The sequence below is a fragment of the Geotalea toluenoxydans JCM 15764 genome (assembly GCF_001311985.1).
Lineage (GTDB): Bacteria > Desulfobacterota > Desulfuromonadia > Geobacterales > Geobacteraceae > Geotalea > Geotalea toluenoxydans.
The window spans coordinates 18,655-43,056 of sequence record NZ_BBCJ01000010.1; the positions used below are offsets into that span (position 1 = coordinate 18,655).

Consider the following 24,402-nt stretch of genomic DNA (forward strand, 5'->3'; position numbering starts at 1 on the left):
CTAGTCCTGAAACTGCGTGCCCAGCCGGTGATGGAAAAGCATAAGGAGTTATATCTGCCCCTTCATATAAAGGGATGGGAAGGGCGCGAACTTACCCTTAATGACGCCACAGTCAATGTGATAAGGCCTGACAATTACCTGTTCAGGGATTACCGGAGAAACGGGGAGAACCTCAACCTGTACGTGGGCTATTACGGCAGTCTGAAGAAGTCGGATGCAGCCATATTCCGTCATTATGCTACCCGGCACAGGGTTGGCAGATATTGGAGAAGACCGACGTGATTACGGCAGTAAATGGCAGGAATCTCCGGTTTTCACGATTGAAGGTAAAGAAGGGCTCTGCATACGAACTGGTCTATTACGGCTTCAGGAACGCCCGCATGACAACGGGCAGCCTGATCAGCTTGAGAACTGACTTGGTCAAAAGCATGGTCATGGGCAAGGAAACGGAAAATGCCTTTATCAGGTTTTCAACGCCGGTAACCTCTGGTGGAATTGTAGTTGCGGAAGGCACATTGAAAGAGTTCATTGGTGAAACAAGCCCCTTTATTGATGAAATCTTCGTGAAAAGTGGTGGTGACGATGGGAAACCAGCGAATCTCTGAACCGGCCGGACGATGTCTTTCCTATGGATTTGCCGTCCTGGCGATCTTTCATACCGTTCTGTATATGCCGGTATATTGGCGTCTGGTCCAGGCGTGGCAAACAATGCCCCAATGTTCCCACGGCTGGTTCATACTGCCTTTGGTCGCCTGGTTGTGCTTTCAAAAAAGAAGATACCTGCAAGGCTGCTTATACAGCATGTCTTACAGCGGTTGCATGTTGACAGGCGCAGGGCTCTTTCTTTACCTGGCCGCAATGGTTTATGAATCCGACAGTTTTGTCTATCTCTCGTACATGATCAGCCTGACAGGCATAACGGTTTCCATGTTCGGTTATGCAGCCCTCAGAATACTGCGCGTTCCCTGCCTGTTTCTTTTATTCATGTTCCCCCTGCCCGATTACCTGTATCTGCGGCTTACCGGTCCGCTCAAACTCTTTGCCAGCAACCTTTCTGCCCAAATCATCTCGTCTGCAGGCATTCCGGTACTGCAGGAGGGTAACATCATTCAGCTTCCAAACCTGCAACTGAATGTTGTTGAAGCCTGCAGCGGGATACAGTCGCTGATTTCCTACATCATGATCGGTTGCCTGCTTGCATATTTACTGGCCGGGCCGGTCTGGAAAAAGGCGGTTCTTGTAGCTGCAACCGTACCCGTTGCGCTTGTGAACAACATTCTGCGTATTACCGTTACCGGGATTCTGGGAGAATTCCTGGGTAAGCCGGCCAATAGCGGTTTCTATCATGAACTTCTGGGTCTGGTGATTTTTGTCGTCGGATTTCTTGCTTTGGCTGGAGTTTACTTGTTGCTCGCCCGGCTCGACAGGAGGCCGTACCTCTTTTCCGGAGCGGCGAAGGCTTTGAACATGGGTGAAAAATGCCTGTAATAGTGACCAATGCCAGAACCAGAATGGCCTATGCCATTACCAGAAGCCTGGGGAAGAGATACATCAGGTTTATACCTCCGATTTTGTGCCGGGATCAATGTCTTTTGCGTCCAAATACAGTAGCGGGTCATTTCTCTATCCTTCGCCCTTCAGCCAACAGAGTGGGTTCGTCCAGACACTGATGGAAAAAGTAAAGCTCCATTGCTGCAATGTGCTGATACCGGTCGGGGAAGAAACCTATCTGATTGCCAAACACAAACAGAAGTTTCTGCAGCATACCAATATGGCTATCCCTGACTACGATCAGATCCTGATTGCCCACAACAAGGATCGTTGGGGGGCAATGGCGACAGAGCTCGGCATTCGCTGTCCTGCAACTTTCGAAATCAGTGACGTAAGGCAGGGCCGCGTCGATGGATTGCCGTTTCCGGTGCTGATCAAACCCAAGCAGGGGGGTGGGGGATGGGGAATAGTCCAGGTGGATTCGCCCCAGGAAATGGAAAGCCTGCTGAGCCGTGATGACCACTGGGGACGCCCTTGGGAACGCTTTTTCATTCAGCAGAAAATCGATGGCCAGACACACTGCGTGGCCATGCTCTTTCGACAGGGGGAGTACCGGGCAAAGGTGGGCTACAAACAGCTGCGCAGCTATCCCATCAAATGCGGGCAGGCCACCCTGAGGATCAGCGTCGAACACAAGGGAGCGGAAGAGAGCCTGCAACGGCTACTTGAGGAGATGAAATGGCATGGGGTTTGTCAGGCCGATTTCATTGTTGAAAAATGCAGCGGAGTCCCTTACCTGATTGACGTCAACCCTCGTTTCTGGGGCTCTCTGGCCCAAGGTATCGCCTGCGGGGTCGATTTTCCATACCTGGTTTACAAGATTGCGGCCAGGGGTGATGTTCCTTCACAGGCATCATTCAGCACTGGGGTCGTCACCCGCTGGATAGGGGGCGATCTGGCCGCCTTCATGCCGTCGTTGCGACAGGCCGAGAACAAGCTCGCTTTTCTCAGGGAATATTTCCGGCCGCACCGCAGGGCCAGTGATTACGACGATCTGAGTCTTTCAGACCCTTTGCCTTTCATGAGCTGGATGGCCGACGCCCTGTACCGATCGGTGAAAAAGCGGGGAACACAATCCAGAAGCCACGACTCCCTGGAAGGCATCTGGGAATAGCAGGAGATCCTGAACATGCCAGTCTCAGCCGCTGCACCGGTGCTGCATACCATTGTCGTCCTGACCTATAACAGAAAGGATGTTCTCGCCGAACTGCTGCTGCAGCTGCAGCGAATATCCCGCCCCGACGTCGAGGTGGTGGTGGTGGACAACTGCTCCACCGATGGTACGGAAGAGTTTGTCAAGGCATCGTTTCCAAATTTCACCCTGGTCCGGTTGCCGATCAATATGGGAGCTGTGGGACGGAATCGGGGAATGGCCATTGCCAGGGGAAGTCATGTGATCACCATAGACGATGACATTCTGGGGCTCGATGTCACTGCCCTTGAAGCGATCGCCAGCATGTTTGCCGTGGACTCCAGGCTGGGCGCCGTCTGCTTCAGGGTGATCGATCACTATTCGGGCCTTGTCTGCAACTGGTGCCATCCCAGAGATCCACAGCTCCATGGGGAAACCTCCTTCGAGACCAACGAGATAACCGAGGGGGCAGTGGCCTTTCGCAGGGAGGTACTTGACCAGGTGGGGCTTTATCCGGACGAATTTTTTATCAGCCATGAGGGGGCAGACCTGGCGGCCCGGATCATCGACCGCGGCTATGAAATCAGGTACACGCCCCAGGTGACCGTCAGCCATAAATACGCCCAGAATGCCCGGCCCGGGTGGCGCCGTTACTATTACGATACCAGGAATGATTTCTGGCTGGCCATCCGCAACTACAGCCCATTGTTCATCATGTTGCATCTGGTGCGGAGATTACCCGCAACTTTTATTTATGCGGTGCGGGACGGTTTTCTCCACTACTGGGTGAAAGCAGTCGGGGATGCTCTGCTGCATCTGCCCGAGATGATGAAGCAAAGACGCCCCATTTCCCGGGAAGCCCACCTGAAGCTGCGGCTTCTAAACAAGGAAAAACCTGGTTTGGGTTTTTACCTGAAAAAACGGCTCTTCGCCAAGCGAGTCAAGATATGAACAATGCAACCGGAGCTCCAATTCCCGTTCTATTCGTCTTGCCGACCCTTGGTACCGGCGGTTCGGAACGGGTCGTCTTCAATTTGTGCCTAAATGCCGGGCCCCAGTATTTTCCCGTTGTCGCTGCATTCCGTGACGGGGCTCTTCGCAGTGAATTTACCAGGGCCGGCATTTGCTGTCACGTCCTGGACCGGCGCGGCGGCATAGATGTGAGCCTGATCTTAAAGCTGTTGCAGTTGATGAGAAAATATGGGATTCGGCTGGTGAACAGCCATCACTTCGTTTCCCTCTTCTATGCCTTCTGGGCGGCACGCTGTCTGAGGCTGCCCCTTATGCATACCGAGCACTCCAAATGGGAGATGGAATCCAGAACCCCCTTCTGGAACGGCTGGTTCAGGTTCTTTCTCAGGAACATCCAGATGGTGAATGCCGTATCGGAAGCATCCTTCGCCCATTTGAAACAGGCGTACGGCGTCAACTCCAAGGCGGTGTTGACCTTGAATGGCATTGACGTGGAACTTTTTCAATCAAAATGCGACAGGGTGAAGCTGAGGGAGTCTCTGGGACTGAAGGCGAATGATGCTGTTGTGGGAACGGTTGGCAACCTGCGCCGGGAAAAGAACCAGGCCCTCCTTATTCGAGCCGTTGCCATGCTCAAGGATTGGGGCCGACCATGCAAGGCGGTTATCGTTGGTGACGGGCCCTGTCGCAAGGAGCTTGAAGAACTGGCGGCAACTCTTGGGGTGGGGGAAGAAGTCATGTTTCTGGGCACCCGCAATGACGTCCCATCGCTCTATGCCGCCTTCGATATGTATTGCCTCTCTTCCCGTTACGAAGGCCTGCCCTTGACTCTTCTTGAAGCCATGTCCGCCTCTCTGCCGGTTATAGGCACTGAAGTGATGGGGATTGCCGAGGTTGTATCCCATAATCACAACGGACTGCTGGTACCTGATGACAGCTGCCCCCATCTGGCTGCCGCAATCACCGTGTTGCAGAACGATGCCCCATTGAGGCAAAGGATTTCAGAGAATGGCCACCGTTTCGTCAAGGATAACTATCAGCTTGAAAGCTCCGTGAACCGTTACAAGGAGCTGTTTACCTCACTAATCTGCAAATAACGGTTCGGAGAGAGCATGGAAATACTGGCGTTTTTGTTCTGGGTTCTCATAATTCTCATTTTTTACCCCTATGTCATTTACCCGGGGATGCTCTTTCTGCTGGGACTTGTCCGCAACAGGAAAGTCGTTGCCGGCCCTGGGAAGCCGCTGGTGACGATCATAATCCCGGCCTTCAACGAGGAAGCCGTCATCGGAAAGAAGCTGCAAAACACCCTGATGCTCGACTACCCGCGGCAGCTTCTGCAGATCATCGTCATATCCGATGCTTCAACGGATGGAACCGATGAAATAGCCGGCAGCTTCGCCAAAGAAGGGGTGAAACTGCTGAGAAACGAGACGCGAAAGGGTAAAACCTACGGCTTGAATCGCGCCTGTGAAATGGCCAGGGGAGAGGTACTGGTATTTACCGATGCTGACTCCATGTTCCATAAGGAAATGCTCAATCTGCTGGTGCGTAATTTTGCCCACAAGGAGATAGGCCTGGTCACCGGGAGCACCCGCTATCTGAGTAAGGCAGGGGACGGCAGCATGGTGGCCACCATGGGCAAATATACCCTCTTCGAGAGATGGATCAAGGAACAGGAGAGTCGCATCGGCTCGTGTATCGGTGCTGACGGAGCCATATTCGCCATGAGAAGGGAGTATTACCGTCCCCTGGACGAAAAGGACATCAACGATTTCGTCATTCCCCTGAACGTTGTCCGGCAGGGGAAACGGGTAGTCCTAGACCGGGATGTCTACTGCCTGGAGGAGCATGCCGACGATGAGGGAATGGAGTTTTCGCGGCAGATCAGGATCACCAACCGGACCATCCGCGCCCTCATAAGTAACCGGGACATGCTTAACCCTTTCAGGCATGGCTGTTTTGCTGGATGCTCTGGTCCCACAAGATGCTTCGTTTTCTTCTGCCTTGGTTTGCCATATTGCTCTACGGAGTGATCGTCTTGCTGGCCCTTGCCGGTAGCCTTTTCCATCAGGTTCTGTTTTTCCTGGTTGCAGCTTTTGTCGCATCCTTCCTTGTTATCAAGCCGGGGGGCAATGCCATTCTCGCCCTGATGAGATCATTTGTTCAGATGAATGAGGCGTGTCTCCTTGCCTGGCTGAAAATATTCCGGAAGGAGACTATCGTGGTGTGGGACAAGTCGAATAACCCATAACGGCTACCTTTAAACCGGCGGGATTTACGTTTCTGAAAGGCTACCGGTTGATGGGACCAACGGACACGGTGACTTATGACGATGCCAAAACTGTTCATTCTCGGCCTGCTGTACATCAATATCGGCCGGCCACAGGATGTACTTACTTTTCTTAAACCCTTGAGCCTGGGATATATCTTCGGCGGACTGACATTGGCTTACCTGCTGCTCAAAAAGAAAGAGCTGGATCAAGGCCTGGAGGTCCAGGCTGAAGAAAATAAAGCAATTTTCCGGGTCTTGCTGTGGATACTCATCTCGGCCCCTTTCTCAATGCACCTGGGGCACACGGTCGGCACCATGACTGTCATACTTAAGAACCTGGTTCTCTATGGGGGATTGTATTACTGCTTCAAGACTGAGGAAGACTTCGAGCTTGTCAGCAGGACATTGCTGTTTTCCATCCTCACCCTTTCCTTGGGGGGCTTGTTCATAGGGGAGTCATCGGAAAGATCCAGTGTCGGAACTTTTTACGACCCGAACGACCTGGCTTTGGTCCTGACGTCGTGCATACCTTTCATCATGTATCACCTGAGGGACAGGAATATCGTGCTAAAAATCATTGCTCTCATAACTGCACTGGCGACACTCATGCAAATAGTGTTGACCCAGTCGAGAATGGGCTTTCTGCTGCTGGTCCTTGCTTCCCTGTTGACTATTCTGCAAAACAGGTCGTCGCTTCTGGGCTTGTTGAAGGGGGTATTCATAACGGGGGTTTTTGCCGTTTTTTTCATGGGCATGGTTACACCTGCATATCTGGAACGTATTCAAACTATTTTTATGAAAGGATCAACCGGGTCCGGCAGGACCTACATTTGGAAAAGGGCAGTGGAAATGGCCAATGCCAATCCTGTATTCGGTGTGGGCTTTGGAGCCTTCCCCTCGGCTTATGGCAGGCTTCTGGCAGACGGCAGGTTTTCAAAAGTCGATGACCATAAATACAATGTTGCCTGGAAGGTCTCCCATAACAGTTACCTCAAGGTTCTGGCAGAGACGGGCTATATTGGATTGTTCCTGTATTTGTTGCTGCTGAAGAAAGTGGTAATGAACATGCGATCGGTAAAGGCCTGGTTCCGGGAACAAGGTGATTGGAATGCAATACAGAAGGTGAATGCCGTGGAAGGTGCCCTATACCTGCTGCTGGTTGGCTCCTTTTTTCTCGACCAGGAGTTCAATTCCTTTTTTTTCACCCTTGTGTCACTGGGCATCCTTTTCCAGCGTGTCAGGGCGGTTTCTCCTGCGACAGCCCAGGCACCCGCAGTTGAGACGACAATGCTGCAACCCGGAGCCCTTTTTAACGAGCCGGCTAAATCAACTTGATCTTAAAAATTTGAGTTTTTCCTGGTGGTATAAATGGGATTGTCTCTGGAAGCCAGTACAATAAAAACCAAAGTGCTACACCTGATTGCATCGCACAAGATCGGGGGGGCTGAAAGGCTGCTTATTGCTTTTGCCCAGGCCGTGGACCTGAACAGGTTTGATGTGGTGCTGGGGATATTCGTCCGTCCCGATCATGAAAATGACCTCCTGTGGCAGGAAGCGAAAAAATTGAAAATTCCGCTGGAGCCGGTCGTCATTCGCTCTGCCTTCGATTTCAACCAGCTGCACGACATCTACGCCATTATCAAAAAGCACAAACCGGATGTCATCCATACCCATGGTTATAAAACCAATATCCTGGCCTTTTTATTTGCCAGACTTTTCAATATCAAAGCCGTATCTACGGTACATGGGTGGCTGCATGCGGAACGTTTCGTTACCCGATTCCTTCAACGGGTCAACTTTCTCTGCCTGAGAAGGTTCGACAGGGTCATAGCTGTTTCAGATGCGGTTAAAACAGGTTTGGAAAAGTGCGGTATACCTGCCGACAAAATCACAGTCATAAAGAACATTCCCAGCTTTTCTTCCTGTGATTCAACAGCTGGAGAATCTGTCAGGGATAACCTTGGCATTCCGCCGCAGGTAAAAGTGGTGGGATTTATCGGTCGGCTGGAGAAGGTGAAGGGTGGCGCTCAATTCATCCAGGCAGCCTTATGCGCCCTTGAGACCAGACAGGATCTTTTTTTCATTGTCATTGGCGAGGGTTCACAGAAGGCTGATCTGGAAGAGATGGTTGCAAAGTCCGGATTTGGTCCCCATTTTCATTTTTCCGGGTTTCTGAGCGACCCGACAAAGGCCTTCAGTGCCCTTGATCTTTACGTATTATCATCCCTGGATGAAGCATTCCGCTGACGCTGTTGGAAGCCATGTATTTCGGTGTGCCTGTCATTGCCACCAGGGTCGGCGGCGTTCCCGAAGTGGTTAGCAACGGCATAACCGGCATCTTGCTTCCTCCGGACGATGCTCCGGCCATGGCTGCTGCTATCTCCAATACTCTAACGGACCATGTCAAAAGAGACAGAATGGTTTCCAGGGCGAAAAAAGAAATAGCCATGAAATATGATGTGGGAACATGGATCGCAAAGATTGAAAGCTTGTACGAGTCTGGTGCCCAGAGCAGGCTGCATGGCTAATGATTATGGATCAACAGAAATCTTCAGACGAAGGAGCGGTCAATGACAGCCATTCATATGGTGACGCAAGGAAAGTCTTCCTCGGGACTGCCGGTCTATCTGCGTAACGGCTTGACCGATAATGGCCATGAAGTTAACTTCATCGATGCCCAATCCTGCCTTTTACCGAAGATCAGCGTGCTGCTGCAGTCATTCCATCCGAACAAGAAAAAATGGTTCCATCGCCGCTCCATGCTCGGAACCTATTCCGTCGCTGCCTGGCATCGAAACACGAGAATAAACGGGGCAATTCTCGACGGTGTTCTGAAGCCGGAGGACAAGATCCTGCAGATCGGCGGACTATATGCCCCACATCCGGCGTCTGCCGGGCTGGAATACTATCTGTTCTTCACCTACACCATGAAACTGGCCTACAGGGACGGCTACTCACCCTGGATCCCCGAACCATGGGAGCGTGAAGCTGTTGTCGAGCTCGAGACGCGTCTTTACTCTGAGGCAAAACATATATTCGTGGCTTCCAAATTCGTGCGCCGCCACCTGATTGCCGAATACGGTATTCCGGCAGATCGTATCACCGTCGCCGGTATGGGAGTGGATGATTTTTTCGTGCGCAACATGAGAATGCGGTTACCGGAAGAACCTGCAAAAAAATGCCTTTTTGTCGGTTATACTTTCCAGCTGAAGGGCGGGCCCGATGTACTCAAGGCATTCACCCTGGCAAGGAAATATGTGCCTGGCCTTGAACTGACCATCATCGGGCCAAATCACACCGAGGATATGGATCAGGAAGGGGTGCGCCATGTGGGCGCCGTAAGGGATCGTCAGGAGTTGCTGGAGTACTATCGAAGTGCCGACCTTTTCCTTCTTCCTTCCCGTTGTGATTCCTTCGGTTTTGTCTTCCTGGAAGCGATGACCCAGGGCCTGGTCTGTGTGGGCTCAAACATGAATGCCATGCCGGAGATTATAGCCGACGGCGAAACAGGTTTCATTGTCGAGCCAGGCGATCACGTCCGGATGGCGGAGTTGATTGTCACTTTTTATCAGAATTCCCATTTGAGAACAGCCATGGGAAACCGGGCCAGGGAGCGGGTATTGGAGCGATTCATCTGGCCCCGGGTAATAGAGATCATGGAACGAGAGATCTTTCGCTGATCAGACCTTTTCCCGCACCATACTGCTTCTCCACCCCCTGTTTTCCTCACTTCTGTCCCCCTGTCTTATAACCTCATCATCAAGCCTTCACGGCGCCTGTCCATCTATTTCCCCTCCGGTGATTCTTGTCACACCAATTAGAAGCCATTTCAGCCATAACTAGGAGCATGGAAAAACGGATCGTGACGCAGACGGCGACCACGGACCCGGCAACCAAAAACGTACGGAGGATCTTCAAGTTTTGATTGTGCATAGTTAATGGTTATCCACAGCGTAGCACAACTACATGTTTCAAACCTATTTTTGCTCCCCGTCAAAGGGCGCGGGTATGGAGGAAATACATGAGGAAAATCTTTAATCTAGTCGTTTTATCAGTTGTCAGCATGATAGCAGTCGGTTCAGCCAATGCAGCCATTATCGTGGCGGACCGTTTCGATATGGATCATGACTGGTCCGGAAAAACAGAGTCAGATTTGAAAGGCATCACATCTACCGATCAAAGTGGTAACGCATGGGGAGGAATTGGCGCTAATTACCCTGCTGTTATCAACGAGGCATCAAGATACGGGGATGCAGGCCGAGGACTTCGTTTTCAGCTTGCCCCCGGCAGCGGCAAAGAAACAATCGGTTGTGAAATGAGTGGCTACCCAAAAGCTCCATGGCAAGGACCGTCCCAGTTCATCGGATACTATTCGAAATCTCCGACAATACCAACTGGGGAACGAAAGGCAGCACCCTGAAGATGCTGCGCTTCAACATGGAGAAGAATGACGTCATTCCTGAGCTGGTAGGGGGGGCATACTCGGTTTTCATAGGTACTTCCAATGTTTTTAACGGCATCTACAGGCCTGACAACAACTGGCACAAGTATCTGTGGGAATTCACCGCCCAGTCAAGCTCGGCTGCTGCTGACGGTGTGATCAGACTGTGGGTTGACGATGCAGTGGTCTGGGAAAAAACCGACGTCAAGTGGAACAGCTATGGAACTATCGCCCATGGTACCCATTTTGACTATGGCTATACGACGAACTGGTACTTCTTCTTCCTGCAAGGAAACCTCTCGGCGACCTATAACGGCCCGGAAAAGTTCATGTACTGGGACAACTACATCATCGCCACGACCAAGGCTGAGGTGGACAGTTTTATCGGCACTCCGGCAACTGCCGCAGCCAAGGCAATGACCGGTGGCGCAACAGTCGAGGATAATCTTGCTCCCGATGATCCCACAGGACTCGCTGCAACAGCTTCATCGCCCAAGCAGGTGGATATCTCCTGGGGAGCAGCAGTGGATAACGTGGCGGTTACCGGCTACAAGGTCTATCGTAATGGTACCTATGTCACAACAGTTACCGGAACCTCCATGTCGGATACAGGACTGAACCCATCGACTGACTACAGCTACACTGTTTCGGCAATAGATGCCACAGGCAATGAATCTCAACAATCCATACCGGCAACAGCTACCACTGAATATGCGCCAGTGTCATAAGAAGTGGCTGCCAAATGGACTAACCCGTAGTCTCACAAAGACAAGGTGAGACAGTTTGTTATACTCGTACAACAAGGAGTTACTGCATGAAAAAAAAGGTTACAACGCTGTTTCTATCTGTATTATGTCTGTTCGCTGTCAGTTCTGCTAACGCCATGATTATTGTCGCCGACCATTTCAACATGGACAAAGACTGGTCAGGTATCACCGATGAGGCAACAAAGGGGATAACCTCCACCGACGCAAGCGGCAACAAGTGGGCTTCCCTTGGCGCGAACTATCCGATCGTCATTAACCAGGAATCCGCGTACGGCGGCGCCGGCCGAGGATTGCGGTTCCAGGTAGCGCCGGGCAGCGGCACTACAACCATCGGCTGTGAAATGGGGGGGTATCCACAGACCCCATGGCAAGGCAGGTCCCAGTATATCGGCTATTATTCCAAGTTGTCGGATAACTCCAATTGGGGGTCGAAGGGGAGCACCCTGAAAATGCTCCGTTTCAACATGGAGAAGAATGACGTTATCCCTGAGCTGGTAGGGGGTGCATACTCTGTTTTCATAGGCACTTCCAATGTTTTTAACGGCATCTACAGGCCTGACAACAACTGGCACAAGTATCTGTGGGAATTCACTGCCCAGTCAAGCTCGGCTGCTGCTGACGGTGTGATCAGACTGTGGGTTGACGATGTCGTCGTCTGGGAAAGGACCAATGTAAAATGGAATAACTACGGAACCATCAACAACGGAACCTATTTCAACTATGGCTATAACGGCAGCTGGTACTTCTTCTTCATTCAGGGCAATCTTTCCGCAACCTATAACGGTCCGACCAAGTACATGTACTGGGACGATTACATTATCGCCACCACCAAGGAAGAAGTGGACAAATTTATTGGAACATCCGGAACATCGCCTACACCTGCGGCGCCAGTAGAGCCAGCACCAGCCCCGGCACCTGTAGAACCAGCACCAGCACCTGCGGCACCGGCACCTGCTGCACCGGTTGAGACTGCAGGAGTAACCTTGCTTCAGGAAAAGTTCAACGATGCCCTGCTGTCTTCAAGGGGGTGGTTCGACGCAGGAGCAACCAACTCAAAGGTTGTGAACGACGCCACCAGGGGAAATGTTCTGGAATACTCGTACAACAGCGGCGCCAGCACTCCAACAACCGGTGCGCTGCGTAAGGAATTTACCGATGCCGATGACATCACCATCACCTATTACGTCAAATACGCATCGAACTGGCAATGGACAGGCTTGGGCTATGGACCCCACGAGCTCTACCTCCTGTCCAATCTGGACAGCTCATGGATCGGACCGGCGAAAACACATCTGACCACCTATCTTGAATCCATCGAAGGCAAGCAGACTATTGCCTTCCAGGATGCTCTCAACATCGACCAGAACCGGGTGGGAACTTCCCTGAAGGGAATCAGTGAAAATCGTGGCGTCTTCGGCTGTAACGGCAGTTCCGACTCCTATCCTGACGGCATCTGCTGGGGCACCCCCAAGATAAACGGAAAAACATGGAAGGCCTCCATGCCGGTCATTACCAACGGTGTATGGCATTCGGTCAAGGTCAGGCTGAAGATGAACTCCATCATCAACGGGGTAGGGGTGGCAGATGGCATCATGCAGTACTGGCTTGACGGCGTACCTTATATGGACAATAAAAACATCATGATCCGTACCGGTGCCAATCCAAACCTGAAGTGGAGCACCTTCATGATCGCCCCGTACTTCCACAACGGCGCCAAGCAGACCCAGAAATTCTGGCTCGACGATATCCAGGTCACGACCGGAACGTCGACTTCAGATACGCCGCCGGCGCCACCGACAGGACTGCGCATCGTCATGTAGGACGTTTGCCGGATAATACTGCACCAACAAAAAAGCTCCCTCTCGTTGAAAGACAGAGGGGGCTTTTTTCATAGTTTCCGTGATTTTGGGTGAAGGAGGCTGTCATTCAGAGTATGTGCAGAGAACGCTTTATTTCATCGCCAGTTCCAGGTAGCGACAGGCGGTCGTTTTCCAGGAAAAAGCACCGGCGATGGTATCGTACAGTTTGCCTCCCATCTCCTGCATCAATTGACGATCATCGAGAAGGTTCAGCATGGCCTGTGCCAGTGCCTGGGGATTGTCAGGGGGGACCAGCAGCCCGTTTCGCCCTGGGGTGATCAGTTCGGCAATGCCCCCCGCGTCTGAAGCGACGACAGCTTTTTTCACGGCTCCCGCCTCCAGAAGAACCAGGGGCACTCCCCCTTCGTAGCGTGAAGGCAGCACTACAAACATGGCGTTTGCCATAAGCTGCGGGATCCTCTCGGGGGCAACGTCTTTCATGATCGATACCGCGTGGGCGATCTCCAGGTCCGCGCAGATTGTTTCAACTTCAGGGAGAAAACTGCCGCTACGTCCCACCAGCAGCAGTCTGCAATCACTGTGGACCTGGAGAACATGTTTAAAGGCATGGAGCAGAACATCTTGCCCCTTGATCTTTTCGAATGACCCCACGTGCAGGATAATTTCTCCTTGAGGGAGTGCTGCGGGAGGGTTGTTCCTGTCATTTGCCAACCGGAACTTATCTTCGGCGACGCATTGTAGATGCAGGTGGTTCTCCCTGCCGTATCCGGGTCCACTTTCAAGAGTCTTGCTGCAAGGGAACGGCTGGGCACGGTGATATGATCTGCCGATCTCAATATCCAGCGCACAGCGGAGGTATGTGCTCATTCTTTTCAATGGCGATGACATCGCTGCCATGCAGCGAGATGGTGAAGCTGAAAAGACGGGGGAACAATCTTTTCAGGATGGCGAAGTGAGTGAGGAAGGGGCCCGGGTAATGGGCATTGACAACCCGTATTCGGTCACCTTTGATCAGTGTATATAGCTGCCGCAGGGTACCCGGCCAGCCAGCCAGAAAGGATGCGCATTTTTTCGGGAAATCTCTTCCCGGTGGCGGAGGCGCCGGCATTCTCAGATGGAGCTGTCCCTGCCGTCAAGGATCTGTCGAGTCAGCTTTCTGCATTCCCACCTGGGGATCAGGACAAGGGGAACGGCAATATGCTGTTCCTGGAATTCCCGATAGAGGTTCCTCACGACCTCGTTGACCCCTCCCACGAATGATAGATCCCAGGGGACGACCAACAGGTAACCGGGCAGGTGATTCCGGGTGTCTTCAGGCTTCATCTGTCTTAAGGTAGTATCTGCAGGACTTTATGACCCTTGCAGGGATAAAGGTCTTGAGAAGGGCGAACAGGGCCTTTCGTGTCGGCTGCAGCCCGAGAGAACTCATATATTCCTGACGAGCAGACTTCATATCCATGTTTCGGTACAGGTAGTAACCGTAATGGAAATGCTGGGCTGAGATCTTGCTCTTGTAAATGTCCTTTTCCTGCTTGGTAAGCAGTTTGGCGCTGCGCTTCAGGTTTTTTTCGTGTACCTCCAGGGACCCCTTGAAATATCCTGACAGATTATTGGTAATGTTGCTGTCGTGCCGCCTGTAATAGCTCAGTGGCTCCATAATGCATGCCATGGGGGTATTGAGGGCCAGTCGGAACCACAGATCCAGGTCCTCGCCGATCTTCATGTCTTCGGGAAACCATGTGCTTTGAGCCTCCAGGGCTGAGCGGCGTACCATGACGTTCTGGATGGCCAGGCTCGGGCAATGGGCGGACATGAAGTTGTAAAAATTGCCGTTGCACAGATAAAGTCCATCCCTTTTGCGGCTGAGGTAGTTGCCACATGATCCCGGAATTCGGCCCGTCCCAGGTAGCTGCCGCTCTCTTCTCCGTTTTCGTAAAGGTTTTTCACGTCGTGAAAGACCAGGTTGAGGTGCGGGTAGCGACGGAAAACGTCCAGTTGTTTCTCAAGTTTTCGGGGAAAGAACAGATCGTCGGCATCGAGGAAGCAGATGAATTCCCCCGATGATTGCCGTATCCCCACATTGCGGGCGATTGCGGGCTTTCCCGAATTCGCCTGGGAGAGGACGCGGATTCTGCTGTCTTTTTCTGCCAGAAACTTGACGATAGAAAGCGTGCCGTCGGTGGAGCCGTCGTTTACGACAAGCAGTTCCAGGTTCCGCACCCCCTGGCATAGTACTGATTCTATTGCCTGGCCGATGTAGCGCTCGCAGTTGTACGCGGGAATGATGACGGAAACTTTGGGCATGGGAAGTTATCCTTTCAGGCAGGTCTTGCAGAATCTGACGAAAGACCTGGGCAGCATGGTTTTGGCAACGGCAACCACCGCTTTTGTGGAATATCCCAGTTTCAGTGCATCCATATATTCTCTTCGTGCACGTTCCATTTCGTAGTTGCTGTACAGGAGATAGCCGTAGTGCCAGTGATACCCACGGATCTTCTCCTCGTACAGCTGCTTTTCCCCAGGGGTAAACAGGTGCTCCCCCCGCTTGAGATTCCGGCGGTGAACCAGGATCGATCCCTGGAGATAGTCGGCCATGTTGCTGGTGATGCTGGTACTGTGCTGCCGATAATAGCTGAGGATTTCATTCAAAAACGCAACACGGTTTGACAGTACCAGTCTGAACCACAGGTCGGCATCTTCGCCAATGGTGACGTCTTCGGGAAACCAGGTGCCTTGGTCGTCAAGGCACGATCTTCTGACCATGATCGACGAGGTATGGATAGTAAGGAAATATGCGGAAATGAAGTTGTAGAAGTTCTCCCGGCACAGGTAGATGTTTCCTTGTCTTGGCGCCATATAGTCCTTCGCCAACTCGGTGAATCCGGCGTTGCCCAGGTAGCTTCCCAGGTCATGCCGGTTGTCTTCATATAGATGCCGTACGTCATGGAAAACTAGGTTCAGCTCGGGAAACCGCCGGAAAATTTCCAGTTGTTTTTCCAGTTTTCCCGGCAGGAAAAGGTCATCTCCATCCAGAAAACAGATGTATTCTCCGGCGGCATGCCTGAGACCTACATTTCTTGCCACGGCAGGTTTGCCCGAGTTTGTCTGGGAGATGATCCTGATATTTTTATCTTTTTCGGCAAAAGCTTCTGCAACGGATAAGGTTCCATCGGTCGATCCATCGTTTACAACAATAATCTCAACATCCTGTACGCTCTGATTCAGGATTGATTTCAGTGCCTCACCGATGTAGGACTCACAATTGTAAACCGGGATAATGACAGATATTCTTGGCATAGATATAACCTCCTGTGTGAAGATCGGGTTGTCATATGCTGATGCCCTCCGTTATCGTATCAGTGTATTGAATACCTCAGACAGTCTGTCTTCTTGAAAATGTCTTGCACAATTTTATGATGTTCACGGGCAGCAAACTCTTAACAAAAGTAAACAAAGCTTTCAAGGTAATATTCAGTTTCAAACTATTGATAATCTCTTTTCTGGCTGCGGTCATTTCAAACTTACTGTACAAATAATAGGCCAGGTGCCAGTGCAGCGCGCTGATCCTGCTCTTGTACTTGGTTCTTTCCTCCCTTGTTAACAGACTGCGTCCCCGCTGGTAGTTCCGGTTATGGACTTCTATGGAACCTTTGAGAAAACTCTCCGGATTTTTGGTAATGCTCTTGTCATGGCGTCGGTAACAGCTCAGGGATTCATCGAGATAGGCAAAGCCACAGGTCATGGCAAGCCGGAACCATAAATCGATATCTTCGCCGATAATCATAAATTCAGGAAACCAGACCATTTGCGAGTCCAGACAAGCTCTTTTCAGCATGGGCGCCGACATGAGGATCGTCGCGCAACAGGCGGACATGAAGTTGTAAAAGTTCTTTCTGCACATGTAAACGTCATCTTCAACCCTGAAGATATAATCAGCGGCACTGGCTGGAAAACCTGCTCTCCCCAGATAGCTCCCGTCCATGGGTGCATGGCGATCCGTCTGCTCCAGGACATCATGGAAAACCAGATCCACGGAGGGATATTTACGCATTACCTCCAGTTCCTTTTCAAGTTTCCTCGGCAGATAGAAATCATCGCCATCCAGGAAACAGAGATACTCCCCCGATGAATGCCTGATGCCCACATTCCTTGTAACGGAAGGTTTGCCCGAATTCTTTTGGGAAACGATCTTGATCCTTTTATCCTGTCTGGCCATGGATTCAACCACGGCCAGGGTACGGTCGGTCGAACCATCGTTGACCACCACGATTTCGAAATCCTGCATGGTCTGGTTCTGGACCGAGGATAGTGCATCTCCGATGAATGACTCACAGTTATAAGCAGGTATTATTACAGAAATAATAGGCATTCTTTATCCAAGGGATGAATGAGTGGGCTGATGTGGGTAACCCCGTGCCAGCTTACCCGTTCTTCGACACTGAAATAGGCGATGTTCTTCACCCTGGTGAGAAATGTGGCACTGGGGTAATGATACAGGTGCATGGATATGGAATAGGCCCCCCGCAGCAGATTGATGTCGAAGTCGATGGCGCCGTCTGCCGTATCCCCATTGTTGTCAGACGTTTTTATGGAATTCAACGGCAGGTTGTAGTCGCAGATACTCAATCCATCGGACAACCGGTGGAGCAGAAAGCCCAGCTGGCACTCCTTGAAGGGCTTGAGGCATTTGATTTTGAAGGTCAGTCGGCACTTCTGTTCGGGATAACAGATGGAGACCAATTCGTTTTTCATGTTCAGCAGCTTGACATTGGAGATGGAGTTTTCAGTCAGGGTATCCACCGTATCTTCTTGATTGGAGCAGATATATTCCCTGATCGTTTCAGCGGTGTCGCCGATTTTCCTCAGGGCGCCCTTTTTGATCAATGCCGTTTTGCTGCAGAGAACATTGACCGACTCCAGGTTGTGGGAAACGAAAATAATGGCGATGTCCTTGTTCCTGAAGGAGAGCATCTTCTCCAGGCACTTCTCCTGGAACCACATGTCCCCCACGCTCAGCACCTCATCCACCAGGAGTATTTCCGGGTCCACATGGGCAGCAATTGAAAACCCCAGGCGGGCATACATGCCCGATGAGAAGCGTTTTACCGGTGTGTCGATGAACTCGGAGATGCCTGAGAACTCGATGATCTCGTCCATTCTCCGCTTGATCTCATCCTTTTTCATGCCGAGAATCGAGCCGTTGAGGAAAATGTTCTCCCGTCCGGTCAGGTCCTGATGAAATCCGGCTCCCACCTCGATAAGGCGCTCAGCCTGCCGTTAACGCTTATCTTGCCGGTGGTCGGGCGCAGAATCCCGCTCAGAATCTTGAGGGTGGTGCTCTTGCCGGAGCCATTCGGGCCGATGATGCCCAGGGCTTCTCCCCGGCGAACCTGGAAGGAGATATCGGTCAATGCCCAGAATTCCATGTCCGACAGTTCCGATGTCCGGTTACTGGAAAAGGTGTTTTTGAAAACGGCAGGGATAAGGTCTCTGAGCGAGTCGTAGCGCTCCCCCTTGACGAATTTCTTCCAGACGCTGTTTAATTCCAATGCTATCTCTGACACGATAATTGTTCCTCTTAAGGTTAAATGCGTTCGGCAAACAGGAATTCTGAACGGTGGAAAACGAACCAGCTGACGACAAAAAGGCACAAGCTAAAGGTTGCTGCATAACCAAGCCAGAACAGGTCGGGAGGTTGATGGAGAACGACCACGTTGTTGATGGCTTCCAGAATGGACCCCACTGGATTGATCAGGAGCAGGCTCGACCATTTGCCGAACAGGGAAGCTTCATAAAAAACCGGCGTAAAGAAAATGGCAAAGGTCAGGATAACCTCGACGATGTATTTAACGTCCCTGAAGAAGAGATTGGCACAGGAAAGGACAAAGGCAATGCCTGCTGTTAACAGGACCAGCAGGAAAAGCAGGACCGGAAGCCATAGAATATTCAGGCTTATGCCGATATTGCTGATGGCCAGGATCACGGCCAGGGCGCTTGCTGCTATGGCGAAATCGAAAAGATTGGCCAGAATTGCTGCCAGGGGAAATATCTCCCGTGGGAAATATATCTTGGACACAAGGTTGGAATTGGCTGTAAGACAGATGGTGGAAAATCTGATGGACCCGATGAAGAAGGACCAGGGCAGGGCCTTGACGGAAATGGATGCCAGATCCATGGCATTGAAGGGCTTGCCCGAGATGAACGAAAAAGCCAGTTTCATGATGATTCCGGCCGCGACAATGAGCATCGGCATGAACACCGCCCACATAAAACCCATGACTGACTGTTTATAGCGTATTTTTATGTCGCGCCAGGTCAGTATATACAGCAATTCCCTGTAATGGATAAGCTCGTTGATCATTTCTTTCATACGGTTTCCTTGTTGAAGGTTGTCACTGACACATGAGGTAGCGCAGATAATTGACGCTGCATTCGTCGCCGATACAGACCCTGGGCAGTTCGAAGCAGTCCGAGCCCTGGTCGACACGGTTGATTCTGGTGGTCAGGACCCCTTGATAGTTGGATTCGATGAGAAGATTCCGGTGAGCCCTGGTGAAGTCGTTTTCACCCCCATTTGGATAGGCGAAGAATTTTACCGGGCCGAAATGAGCCAGCTTGGTCTCGATGGTGTTTTTGGACTGGAGGATTTCCGTCTTGGCTTCTTTGTCGGACAGACGAGCCAGAATGGAATGGGACATGCCGTGGGAACCAATTTCTATCAAGCCGGAATCGCGCATGATCAGGATCTCGTCCCAGTCCAGATGGCCGAAACAGGATTTCAGCAGCGGCGTTTTCAGGTTCTCTTCCCCTATGCCGAAATAATTCATCATGCTTTTTATGGAAGCGGTTATTTCATTGGGATGCAGCGCCTTGAAGCGGTTCACTATCATCCGGTAGGCGACAGCCCTGTCTTGAACCGATTCTACTTTTACATCCACATCTTTCAGTTTAACAGTGACATTATCCAGGAGCGATAATATGGCAGCTATTTTGTCCGACCACGTGTATTCATCAGTGTCAACCAAACCTGCCGTTACAAAAATGGTAGCAGGTATTTTGTATTTCAATAATAAGGGATATGCGTTAAAGAAGTTATTGTGATAACCATCATCAAAGGTAACTACAACCGAATAGGGCTCGAAGTTTCCATCCTGTATCTGTTTTTGCAGGCTTTCAAGACTGATACAGCTAAAGTTTGAAGATAGAAACTGTAAATGTTGTTCGAAATAAAGATAATCCAGCTGGGTCCAGATAGGGAATGGCAGATTCCCGCTATGGATGCTGTGATAAGTCAGAATGATCGGTTTCATCTCTACCAGTGACTTTTTAATATTGAATTTGATATTTCTGATCAGGTTTCTCATTCTTTCCCTCTGAACTATAAAAAATCCGTATCCCCCAATACAAAGTTGAAACTTGATAAGCTATTTGATTGTTTTTTAAAATGATAATTGTTGTGTGACAGCATGAAACCGATATCGCTATCATTGCTTGAAAAGCCACATGACAGTAACTGGTTTCCCATTGTCGGCAAAGCGGCTGACTGTAATACAGCCACATCACTTGTATTTCTAAGATGTGCAGCCAGATGGACCAGAAGCATTTTCAGCGGCTGTTTCTCCCCCGGGGTATGGATAATGTCCATGATGAAACAACGGTTCAAGCCACTGTCTTTAATTATTTTGAAAATCAGGAAGCATTTCAGGCTGCCACCAAGGTAAACAGACGCAAAGTTATATTTTCTCCTGACAGACAGTTCATAGCGCCAGTTTAGAAATTTTTTCTCCTTTACAAAATATGCCTGTTCTTCATTTTTCGACTGACTGAGAATCTCATCAGCCTGGCTTGGGATGTTCGGCTCAAGTTTGAACGTGTAACTTCTGTCAGTAATTGTCAAAGCCCTGAGTTTGGCACTGATCAGCAATGACTTGCAGAAAGACCTTGATTTTCCAATCAGTCCCGCTTTAGCAGGCGCACTTATGAAACAGTAATAGTTCCTCAGGTGCGAACTTATATCTATCCAATTGGCCGCCGCAAAAAAACGTTTCGCATCTGAAGAAAGGTATGCCCCAAAATTCAATTCAGAACAGGAACATACTGCCTTGAACAACCTGAGTGTCGGCAACCCTCTGTATGCGTCATCCACATTGAAATCCACCAAGTGGCTGCAGGTCATCCTTTTGTTGCCGATGCGGAGGAGAAAAGGCCAGTATCCCTGGGTGCCGACCACCCTGTCATCATGCTCCATGATGAAAAACGGCGGTTCATCGGCATAGGGATGTTTGAGGAATTTCCATCGGAAATGTGCTCTGTCGAGACTCTTGTGCCCTTCGGGAAATATTTTCTCTCTGAAGGTAAACAACGCATCTTCATCGTCCGGAGTATATCGTCTGACTCTCAGGGCCATTGATCTCCCGTCTGCACCATTTTATTCATTGTTACTGCTGGGCCTGCAGAGGATTCGGGATATCTTCCTTCGACTCTGTCATTGTCTTTAATTTTTTCTTGTCGATTTTTCCACTTGCCGATTTCGGCAACACGTCGTGAAACTCGAGATATTTCGGGACCATGAAGGATTCCAGGTTTTTACTGCAGTGTTTCAGAACATCGTCCTGAGTCAATCTGGCTTCTTTTCCCGTAACCAGGAAGGCTTTTATCGCCTGGCCAAGAATCTCATCGGGCACACCTATGACAGCGGCTTCCACAATCCCGGGAAGGGAGCACAGGCAGTTCTCTATTTCCTTGGGACTGACTCGCTCGCCCCTGGTCTTGATCAGGTCATCTTTCCGGGCGACAAAATAAAGGAAGCTTCTTCATCCATGGTAAACAGATCGCCGGTGTAAAGAAGGGTCTCGCCCCGGTATCTGCCGGGCTTGAAGGTTTTTGCCGTTTCCTCCGGCCGTTTCCAGTAGCCTTGCATCACGTTGGAGCCTCGAACTACAAGTTCTCCCACCTCTTTCGGCCCGACCTTGTTGCCGTCGGCACCGACAATGAATACCTCTTCATTGGGTATGGCAATTCCCACCGACGAAGGTTTTCGTTTCAGCTCTTCCGGGGGGAGATAGGCGACCCTTTTGCACTCGGTCAGGCCATACATGGAAAAAATGGTCACATGGGGAAAAAAGTCCTGGAGTTTTTCTATGTATGAAACAGGGAGGGCCGCAGCGGTGTTGGTCATATATCTGAGGGAGCTGAAGTCATATTTGCCGAGGCTTTCCAGCTGCAGCAATATTGCCACCATGGTGGGCACAATGGGGAAACCGGTGACCTTTTCCTGCACCAGGCGTTCGATTACGGCATAGGGATAGGTGAAGGATTTTTCCAGGACCACCGTTCCGCCGAAAAGAGTGGCCATGACAACCTGGTAGAGGCCGTAGTCGAAGGAGAGCGGCAGTGTGTTGAGAATGATGTCGTCCTCCCGGTTGTTCAGGTACGAGGTGATGCTCGTGGCTGCTGCTACCATGTTGTAATGGGTGGAGACGACCCCTTTGGGCTCGCCGGTCGACCCGGATGTGTAGATGATGGTGGCAAGATCCACATCTATGCACCTGGGAAGCTTGTCCGTGGAGACGGAACCATGACTGCCCATGAATCCGCTCCATAGAGCTGTCTCCAGGTCGGGTCTGGTGGAGCGCTCCATCAGGTGCAGGTCCGTGTCTCCGTCTTCGCACCAGACGATGTTTTCCAGAGCGCTCGCATCCATTATGGCGTCATTGATGATCGCAAATTTGCCGGCGTGCCCGATTAACCCCTTCGCCTCGGAATCCTTCAGGATAAAGTTCAGTTTGTTGGCCTTCATGTCCGGGTTCAGCATGATGAAAACGCCGCCGGCCTTGAGAATTGCAAACATGGCAATAACTGACTCAACCGAGTTTTCCAGGAAGATGATCACCCGGTCCGATCGTGTTATGCCAATATCCACAAGGGTTACCGCCAGTCTGTCCGAAAGGATGTCCAGCTCTTTATAGGTCAGCCGCTCCTGACCGCAGATCAGCGCAGTGTTATCGGGCCTTCGTGCCGCAGAGTTGATGAGGAATTCATGTACCAGCATTATTTCGTTTCCTCCTTTTTCCGGCAAAAGATCAACAGTCAGTTTGGATGGATGTGTCAGATGGAAACCCATGCGCCTGCGCTACAGCAGTCCGCAGACGGAGTTTTTTTTCCCGACAGGTAATGGTGCATGTTGTCGATGGAATCGAGATTCTCCGGGACAAGCTCGTCGTCCCTGATGCGGATGGAAAATTCTTTTTCGAGAAACGCCACGAGTTCCAGAATGCCGGTGGAATCGATGATTTTCTTTTCCAGGAGCGAAGTGTCATCTTTCAGACCTTCATCTTCGCCGAAGAGAAAGTTCTCCACGATGTATTTCCTGATTGTTTCTTTTGTCTCTTTCATTTGTTTTCACCTTTCCTGAAATATATTCCTTTACCGGCATTGTCACTTTACCGACACTTCGGGCACTTCCTGGACCAGCAGGGGGGGGAGATGAAGATATCTGGTGGTGCTGCGCTTGTTGTCAATTTCGTTGTAAGTCTTCTGTACCTGCTCCACATTGAAATCGAGCAGCGCTGCCAGTTCTTCCGGTGGAACGCTTTTGTTTTTGCCCATCAGGCACAGATCCATGGACTGGTAAGGGAGCGAAAAATAAAACTCATCCTGCTTCTGTGAAAGGGAATATGTGTCTGTCGTCGGAGGTCTTTTTCTGATTTCCTCCGGAATTCCAAGATATCCAGCCAACTGGTAGACCTGAGACTTGTACAGATGGGCAATGGGTTTGATATCGGCAGCACCGTCCCCGAGTTTTACGAAGAAGCCCTGGTCATACTCTAGGCGGTTGGGGGTTCCGGCAACGGCGTAATGGAGACGATCTGCATGATAATATTCAATCATCTTGCGAATGCGCTGTTTGTAATTGGTGGCTGCAACTATGTGCAGATAGGGTGTCAGCGGCAGACGCTTCTTTATGGTGCAACCCGACTCCGACTGGGCCACCAGCGATGGCAGGTTGAACCCGTTGTTCTCGAAGACGCTGGAGGTGACGATCTTGGATTTCCAGCCCCTGCCGTATTCGGGAACTACCATCCTCACCGCATCATCGTAAAGCTGGTAGAAACCCACGGCTTCCAATATGCCGGTAATATCCACATGCTGGGATTCGACCCCCAGGTGCTCGATCAGCATTGAACTCAGCGTCTTTGTTTCATCTGCCGAATGCCTTTCAGGCATCTCGAGTGCATACACCCGTTCCCTGCCCAGCGCCCTCACAGCAAGAGCGGCTGTCACACTGCTGTCGATTCCCCCTGAAACTCCGATGACTATGCCTCTTCTTTTCAGATCTTCCTTGAGAATCGTGCGTAATTTTGTGCAGATACGCTCTGCTTCGTACTCAACGTCTGTTTTCAATGATTCCGCGGAAAAGGTGCCGTGTGGGCTCATCATTGTCT

Annotated in this window: 27 protein-coding genes and 2 pseudogenes; 13 read left to right on the forward strand and 16 right to left on the reverse strand. The window is 50.9% G+C overall.

The features are described 5' to 3' along the window. Positions 1–30: 30 nt before the first annotated feature. From JCM15764_RS22440 to JCM15764_RS08080, 13 genes and pseudogenes are all read left to right on the forward strand, one after another. A pseudogene (locus tag JCM15764_RS22440) lies at positions 31–605 on the forward strand (exosortase C-terminal domain/associated protein EpsI). A 64-nt stretch (positions 606–669) separates the two neighbouring features. Further along, entirely contained in the window at positions 670–1,488 is an 819-nt protein-coding gene (locus JCM15764_RS08020) for an exosortase/archaeosortase family protein (RefSeq protein WP_500778427.1), read from the forward strand. A 97-nt stretch (positions 1,489–1,585) separates the two neighbouring features. Next, entirely contained in the window at positions 1,586–2,665 is a 1,080-nt protein-coding gene (locus tag JCM15764_RS08025) for a carboxylate--amine ligase (RefSeq protein WP_243688590.1), read from the forward strand. A gap of 15 nt (positions 2,666–2,680) precedes the next feature. Then, positions 2,681–3,634, forward strand: a complete 954-nt coding sequence (locus tag JCM15764_RS08030; RefSeq protein ID WP_054694433.1) for a glycosyltransferase family 2 protein — start codon at positions 2,681–2,683, stop codon at positions 3,632–3,634. Beyond that, positions 3,631–4,752 (forward strand): glycosyltransferase, encoded by a 1,122-nt coding sequence (locus tag JCM15764_RS08035; RefSeq protein ID WP_054694436.1) that lies wholly within the window; start codon positions 3,631–3,633, stop codon positions 4,750–4,752. Before JCM15764_RS08030 ends, JCM15764_RS08035 begins: the two co-directional genes overlap by 4 nt. A gap of 15 nt (positions 4,753–4,767) precedes the next feature. After that, a complete protein-coding gene (locus JCM15764_RS08040) occupies positions 4,768–5,691 on the forward strand; it encodes a glycosyltransferase family 2 protein (protein WP_054694439.1) in 924 nt (307 codons plus the stop codon). 5 nt (positions 5,692–5,696) lie between these two features. Continuing rightward, entirely contained in the window at positions 5,697–5,909 is a 213-nt protein-coding gene (locus tag JCM15764_RS08045) for a hypothetical protein (protein WP_054694441.1), read from the forward strand. 81 nt (positions 5,910–5,990) lie between these two features. Beyond that, positions 5,991–7,265, forward strand: a complete 1,275-nt coding sequence (locus tag JCM15764_RS08050) for an O-antigen ligase family protein (protein ID WP_054694444.1) — start codon at positions 5,991–5,993, stop codon at positions 7,263–7,265. A gap of 33 nt (positions 7,266–7,298) precedes the next feature. Next, positions 7,299–8,458, forward strand: a pseudogene (locus JCM15764_RS29450) (glycosyltransferase). A gap of 42 nt (positions 8,459–8,500) precedes the next feature. Beyond that, positions 8,501–9,610 carry a glycosyltransferase family 4 protein gene (locus JCM15764_RS08065; RefSeq protein WP_054694452.1) on the forward strand — a complete coding sequence of 370 codons (1,110 nt, stop codon included), beginning with the start codon at positions 8,501–8,503 and terminating at the stop codon, positions 9,608–9,610. A 341-nt stretch (positions 9,611–9,951) separates the two neighbouring features. After that, positions 9,952–10,350: a hypothetical protein gene (locus tag JCM15764_RS08070; RefSeq protein WP_054694455.1), complete on the forward strand. Its 399-nt coding sequence runs from the start codon at positions 9,952–9,954 to the stop codon at positions 10,348–10,350. Between the two features lie 2 nt (positions 10,351–10,352). Beyond that, the gene (locus JCM15764_RS08075) at positions 10,353–11,099 is read left to right on the forward strand and encodes a fibronectin type III domain-containing protein (protein ID WP_054694458.1); all 747 of its coding nucleotides are present in this window, start codon (positions 10,353–10,355) and stop codon (positions 11,097–11,099) included. 86 nt (positions 11,100–11,185) lie between these two features. Further along, a complete protein-coding gene (locus tag JCM15764_RS08080; protein ID WP_054694461.1) occupies positions 11,186–12,958 on the forward strand; it encodes a hypothetical protein in 1,773 nt (590 codons plus the stop codon). A gap of 129 nt (positions 12,959–13,087) precedes the next feature. Here the strand turns inward: JCM15764_RS08080 and JCM15764_RS08085 are convergent, their stop codons facing one another. The 16 genes from JCM15764_RS08085 to nadE form a co-directional block, all read right to left on the reverse strand. Next, positions 13,088–13,825: a glycosyltransferase family 4 protein gene (locus JCM15764_RS08085; protein WP_243688591.1), complete on the reverse strand. Its 738-nt coding sequence runs from the start codon at positions 13,823–13,825 to the stop codon at positions 13,088–13,090. Next, a complete protein-coding gene (locus JCM15764_RS08090; protein WP_054694466.1) occupies positions 13,791–14,066 on the reverse strand; it encodes a hypothetical protein in 276 nt (91 codons plus the stop codon). The genes JCM15764_RS08085 and JCM15764_RS08090 overlap by 35 nt, the downstream gene beginning before the upstream one ends. Positions 14,067–14,068: 2 nt before the next feature. Further along, positions 14,069–14,281, reverse strand: a complete 213-nt coding sequence (locus tag JCM15764_RS08095) for a hypothetical protein (protein ID WP_054694469.1) — start codon at positions 14,279–14,281, stop codon at positions 14,069–14,071. Beyond that, entirely contained in the window at positions 14,271–14,681 is a 411-nt protein-coding gene (locus JCM15764_RS08100; protein WP_054694472.1) for a hypothetical protein, read from the reverse strand. Before JCM15764_RS08100 ends, JCM15764_RS08095 begins: the two co-directional genes overlap by 11 nt. After that, on the reverse strand, positions 14,678–15,262 hold the full coding sequence (locus JCM15764_RS08105) for a glycosyltransferase family 2 protein (RefSeq protein ID WP_054694475.1): 585 nt from the start codon (positions 15,260–15,262) through the stop codon (positions 14,678–14,680). The genes JCM15764_RS08100 and JCM15764_RS08105 overlap by 4 nt, the downstream gene beginning before the upstream one ends. A 6-nt stretch (positions 15,263–15,268) precedes the next feature. Continuing rightward, positions 15,269–16,255 (reverse strand): glycosyltransferase family 2 protein, encoded by a 987-nt coding sequence (locus tag JCM15764_RS08110; protein WP_054694479.1) that lies wholly within the window; start codon positions 16,253–16,255, stop codon positions 15,269–15,271. Between the two features lie 76 nt (positions 16,256–16,331). Then, positions 16,332–17,327 (reverse strand): glycosyltransferase family 2 protein, encoded by a 996-nt coding sequence (locus JCM15764_RS08115; RefSeq protein WP_243688592.1) that lies wholly within the window; start codon positions 17,325–17,327, stop codon positions 16,332–16,334. Next, positions 17,309–18,211, reverse strand: a complete 903-nt coding sequence (locus tag JCM15764_RS08120; RefSeq protein WP_054694486.1) for an ABC transporter ATP-binding protein — start codon at positions 18,209–18,211, stop codon at positions 17,309–17,311. The genes JCM15764_RS08115 and JCM15764_RS08120 overlap by 19 nt, the downstream gene beginning before the upstream one ends. Beyond that, positions 18,184–18,522, reverse strand: a complete 339-nt coding sequence (locus JCM15764_RS08125) for an ATP-binding cassette domain-containing protein (protein ID WP_054694489.1) — start codon at positions 18,520–18,522, stop codon at positions 18,184–18,186. The genes JCM15764_RS08120 and JCM15764_RS08125 overlap by 28 nt, the downstream gene beginning before the upstream one ends. A gap of 20 nt (positions 18,523–18,542) precedes the next feature. Beyond that, on the reverse strand, positions 18,543–19,328 hold the full coding sequence (locus JCM15764_RS08130; RefSeq protein WP_054694492.1) for an ABC transporter permease: 786 nt from the start codon (positions 19,326–19,328) through the stop codon (positions 18,543–18,545). Positions 19,329–19,350: 22 nt separating this feature from the next. Beyond that, on the reverse strand, positions 19,351–20,322 hold the full coding sequence (locus tag JCM15764_RS08135) for a polysaccharide deacetylase family protein (protein WP_054694495.1): 972 nt from the start codon (positions 20,320–20,322) through the stop codon (positions 19,351–19,353). A 14-nt stretch (positions 20,323–20,336) separates the two neighbouring features. Continuing rightward, the gene (locus tag JCM15764_RS08140; protein WP_500778426.1) at positions 20,337–21,206 is read right to left on the reverse strand and encodes a hypothetical protein; all 870 of its coding nucleotides are present in this window, start codon (positions 21,204–21,206) and stop codon (positions 20,337–20,339) included. Positions 21,207–21,396: 190 nt separating this feature from the next. Further along, a complete protein-coding gene (locus JCM15764_RS22445; RefSeq protein WP_243688593.1) occupies positions 21,397–21,642 on the reverse strand; it encodes an AMP-binding enzyme in 246 nt (81 codons plus the stop codon). A gap of 89 nt (positions 21,643–21,731) precedes the next feature. Further along, positions 21,732–23,009 (reverse strand): class I adenylate-forming enzyme family protein, encoded by a 1,278-nt coding sequence (locus JCM15764_RS08145; RefSeq protein ID WP_243688594.1) that lies wholly within the window; start codon positions 23,007–23,009, stop codon positions 21,732–21,734. A gap of 56 nt (positions 23,010–23,065) precedes the next feature. Next, positions 23,066–23,353, reverse strand: a complete 288-nt coding sequence (locus JCM15764_RS08150; protein WP_054694500.1) for an acyl carrier protein — start codon at positions 23,351–23,353, stop codon at positions 23,066–23,068. Between the two features lie 42 nt (positions 23,354–23,395). Continuing rightward, positions 23,396–24,397, reverse strand: a complete 1,002-nt coding sequence (gene nadE / locus JCM15764_RS08155; protein ID WP_279384331.1) for an NAD(+) synthase — start codon at positions 24,395–24,397, stop codon at positions 23,396–23,398. Between the last annotated feature and the right edge of the window lie 5 nt (positions 24,398–24,402).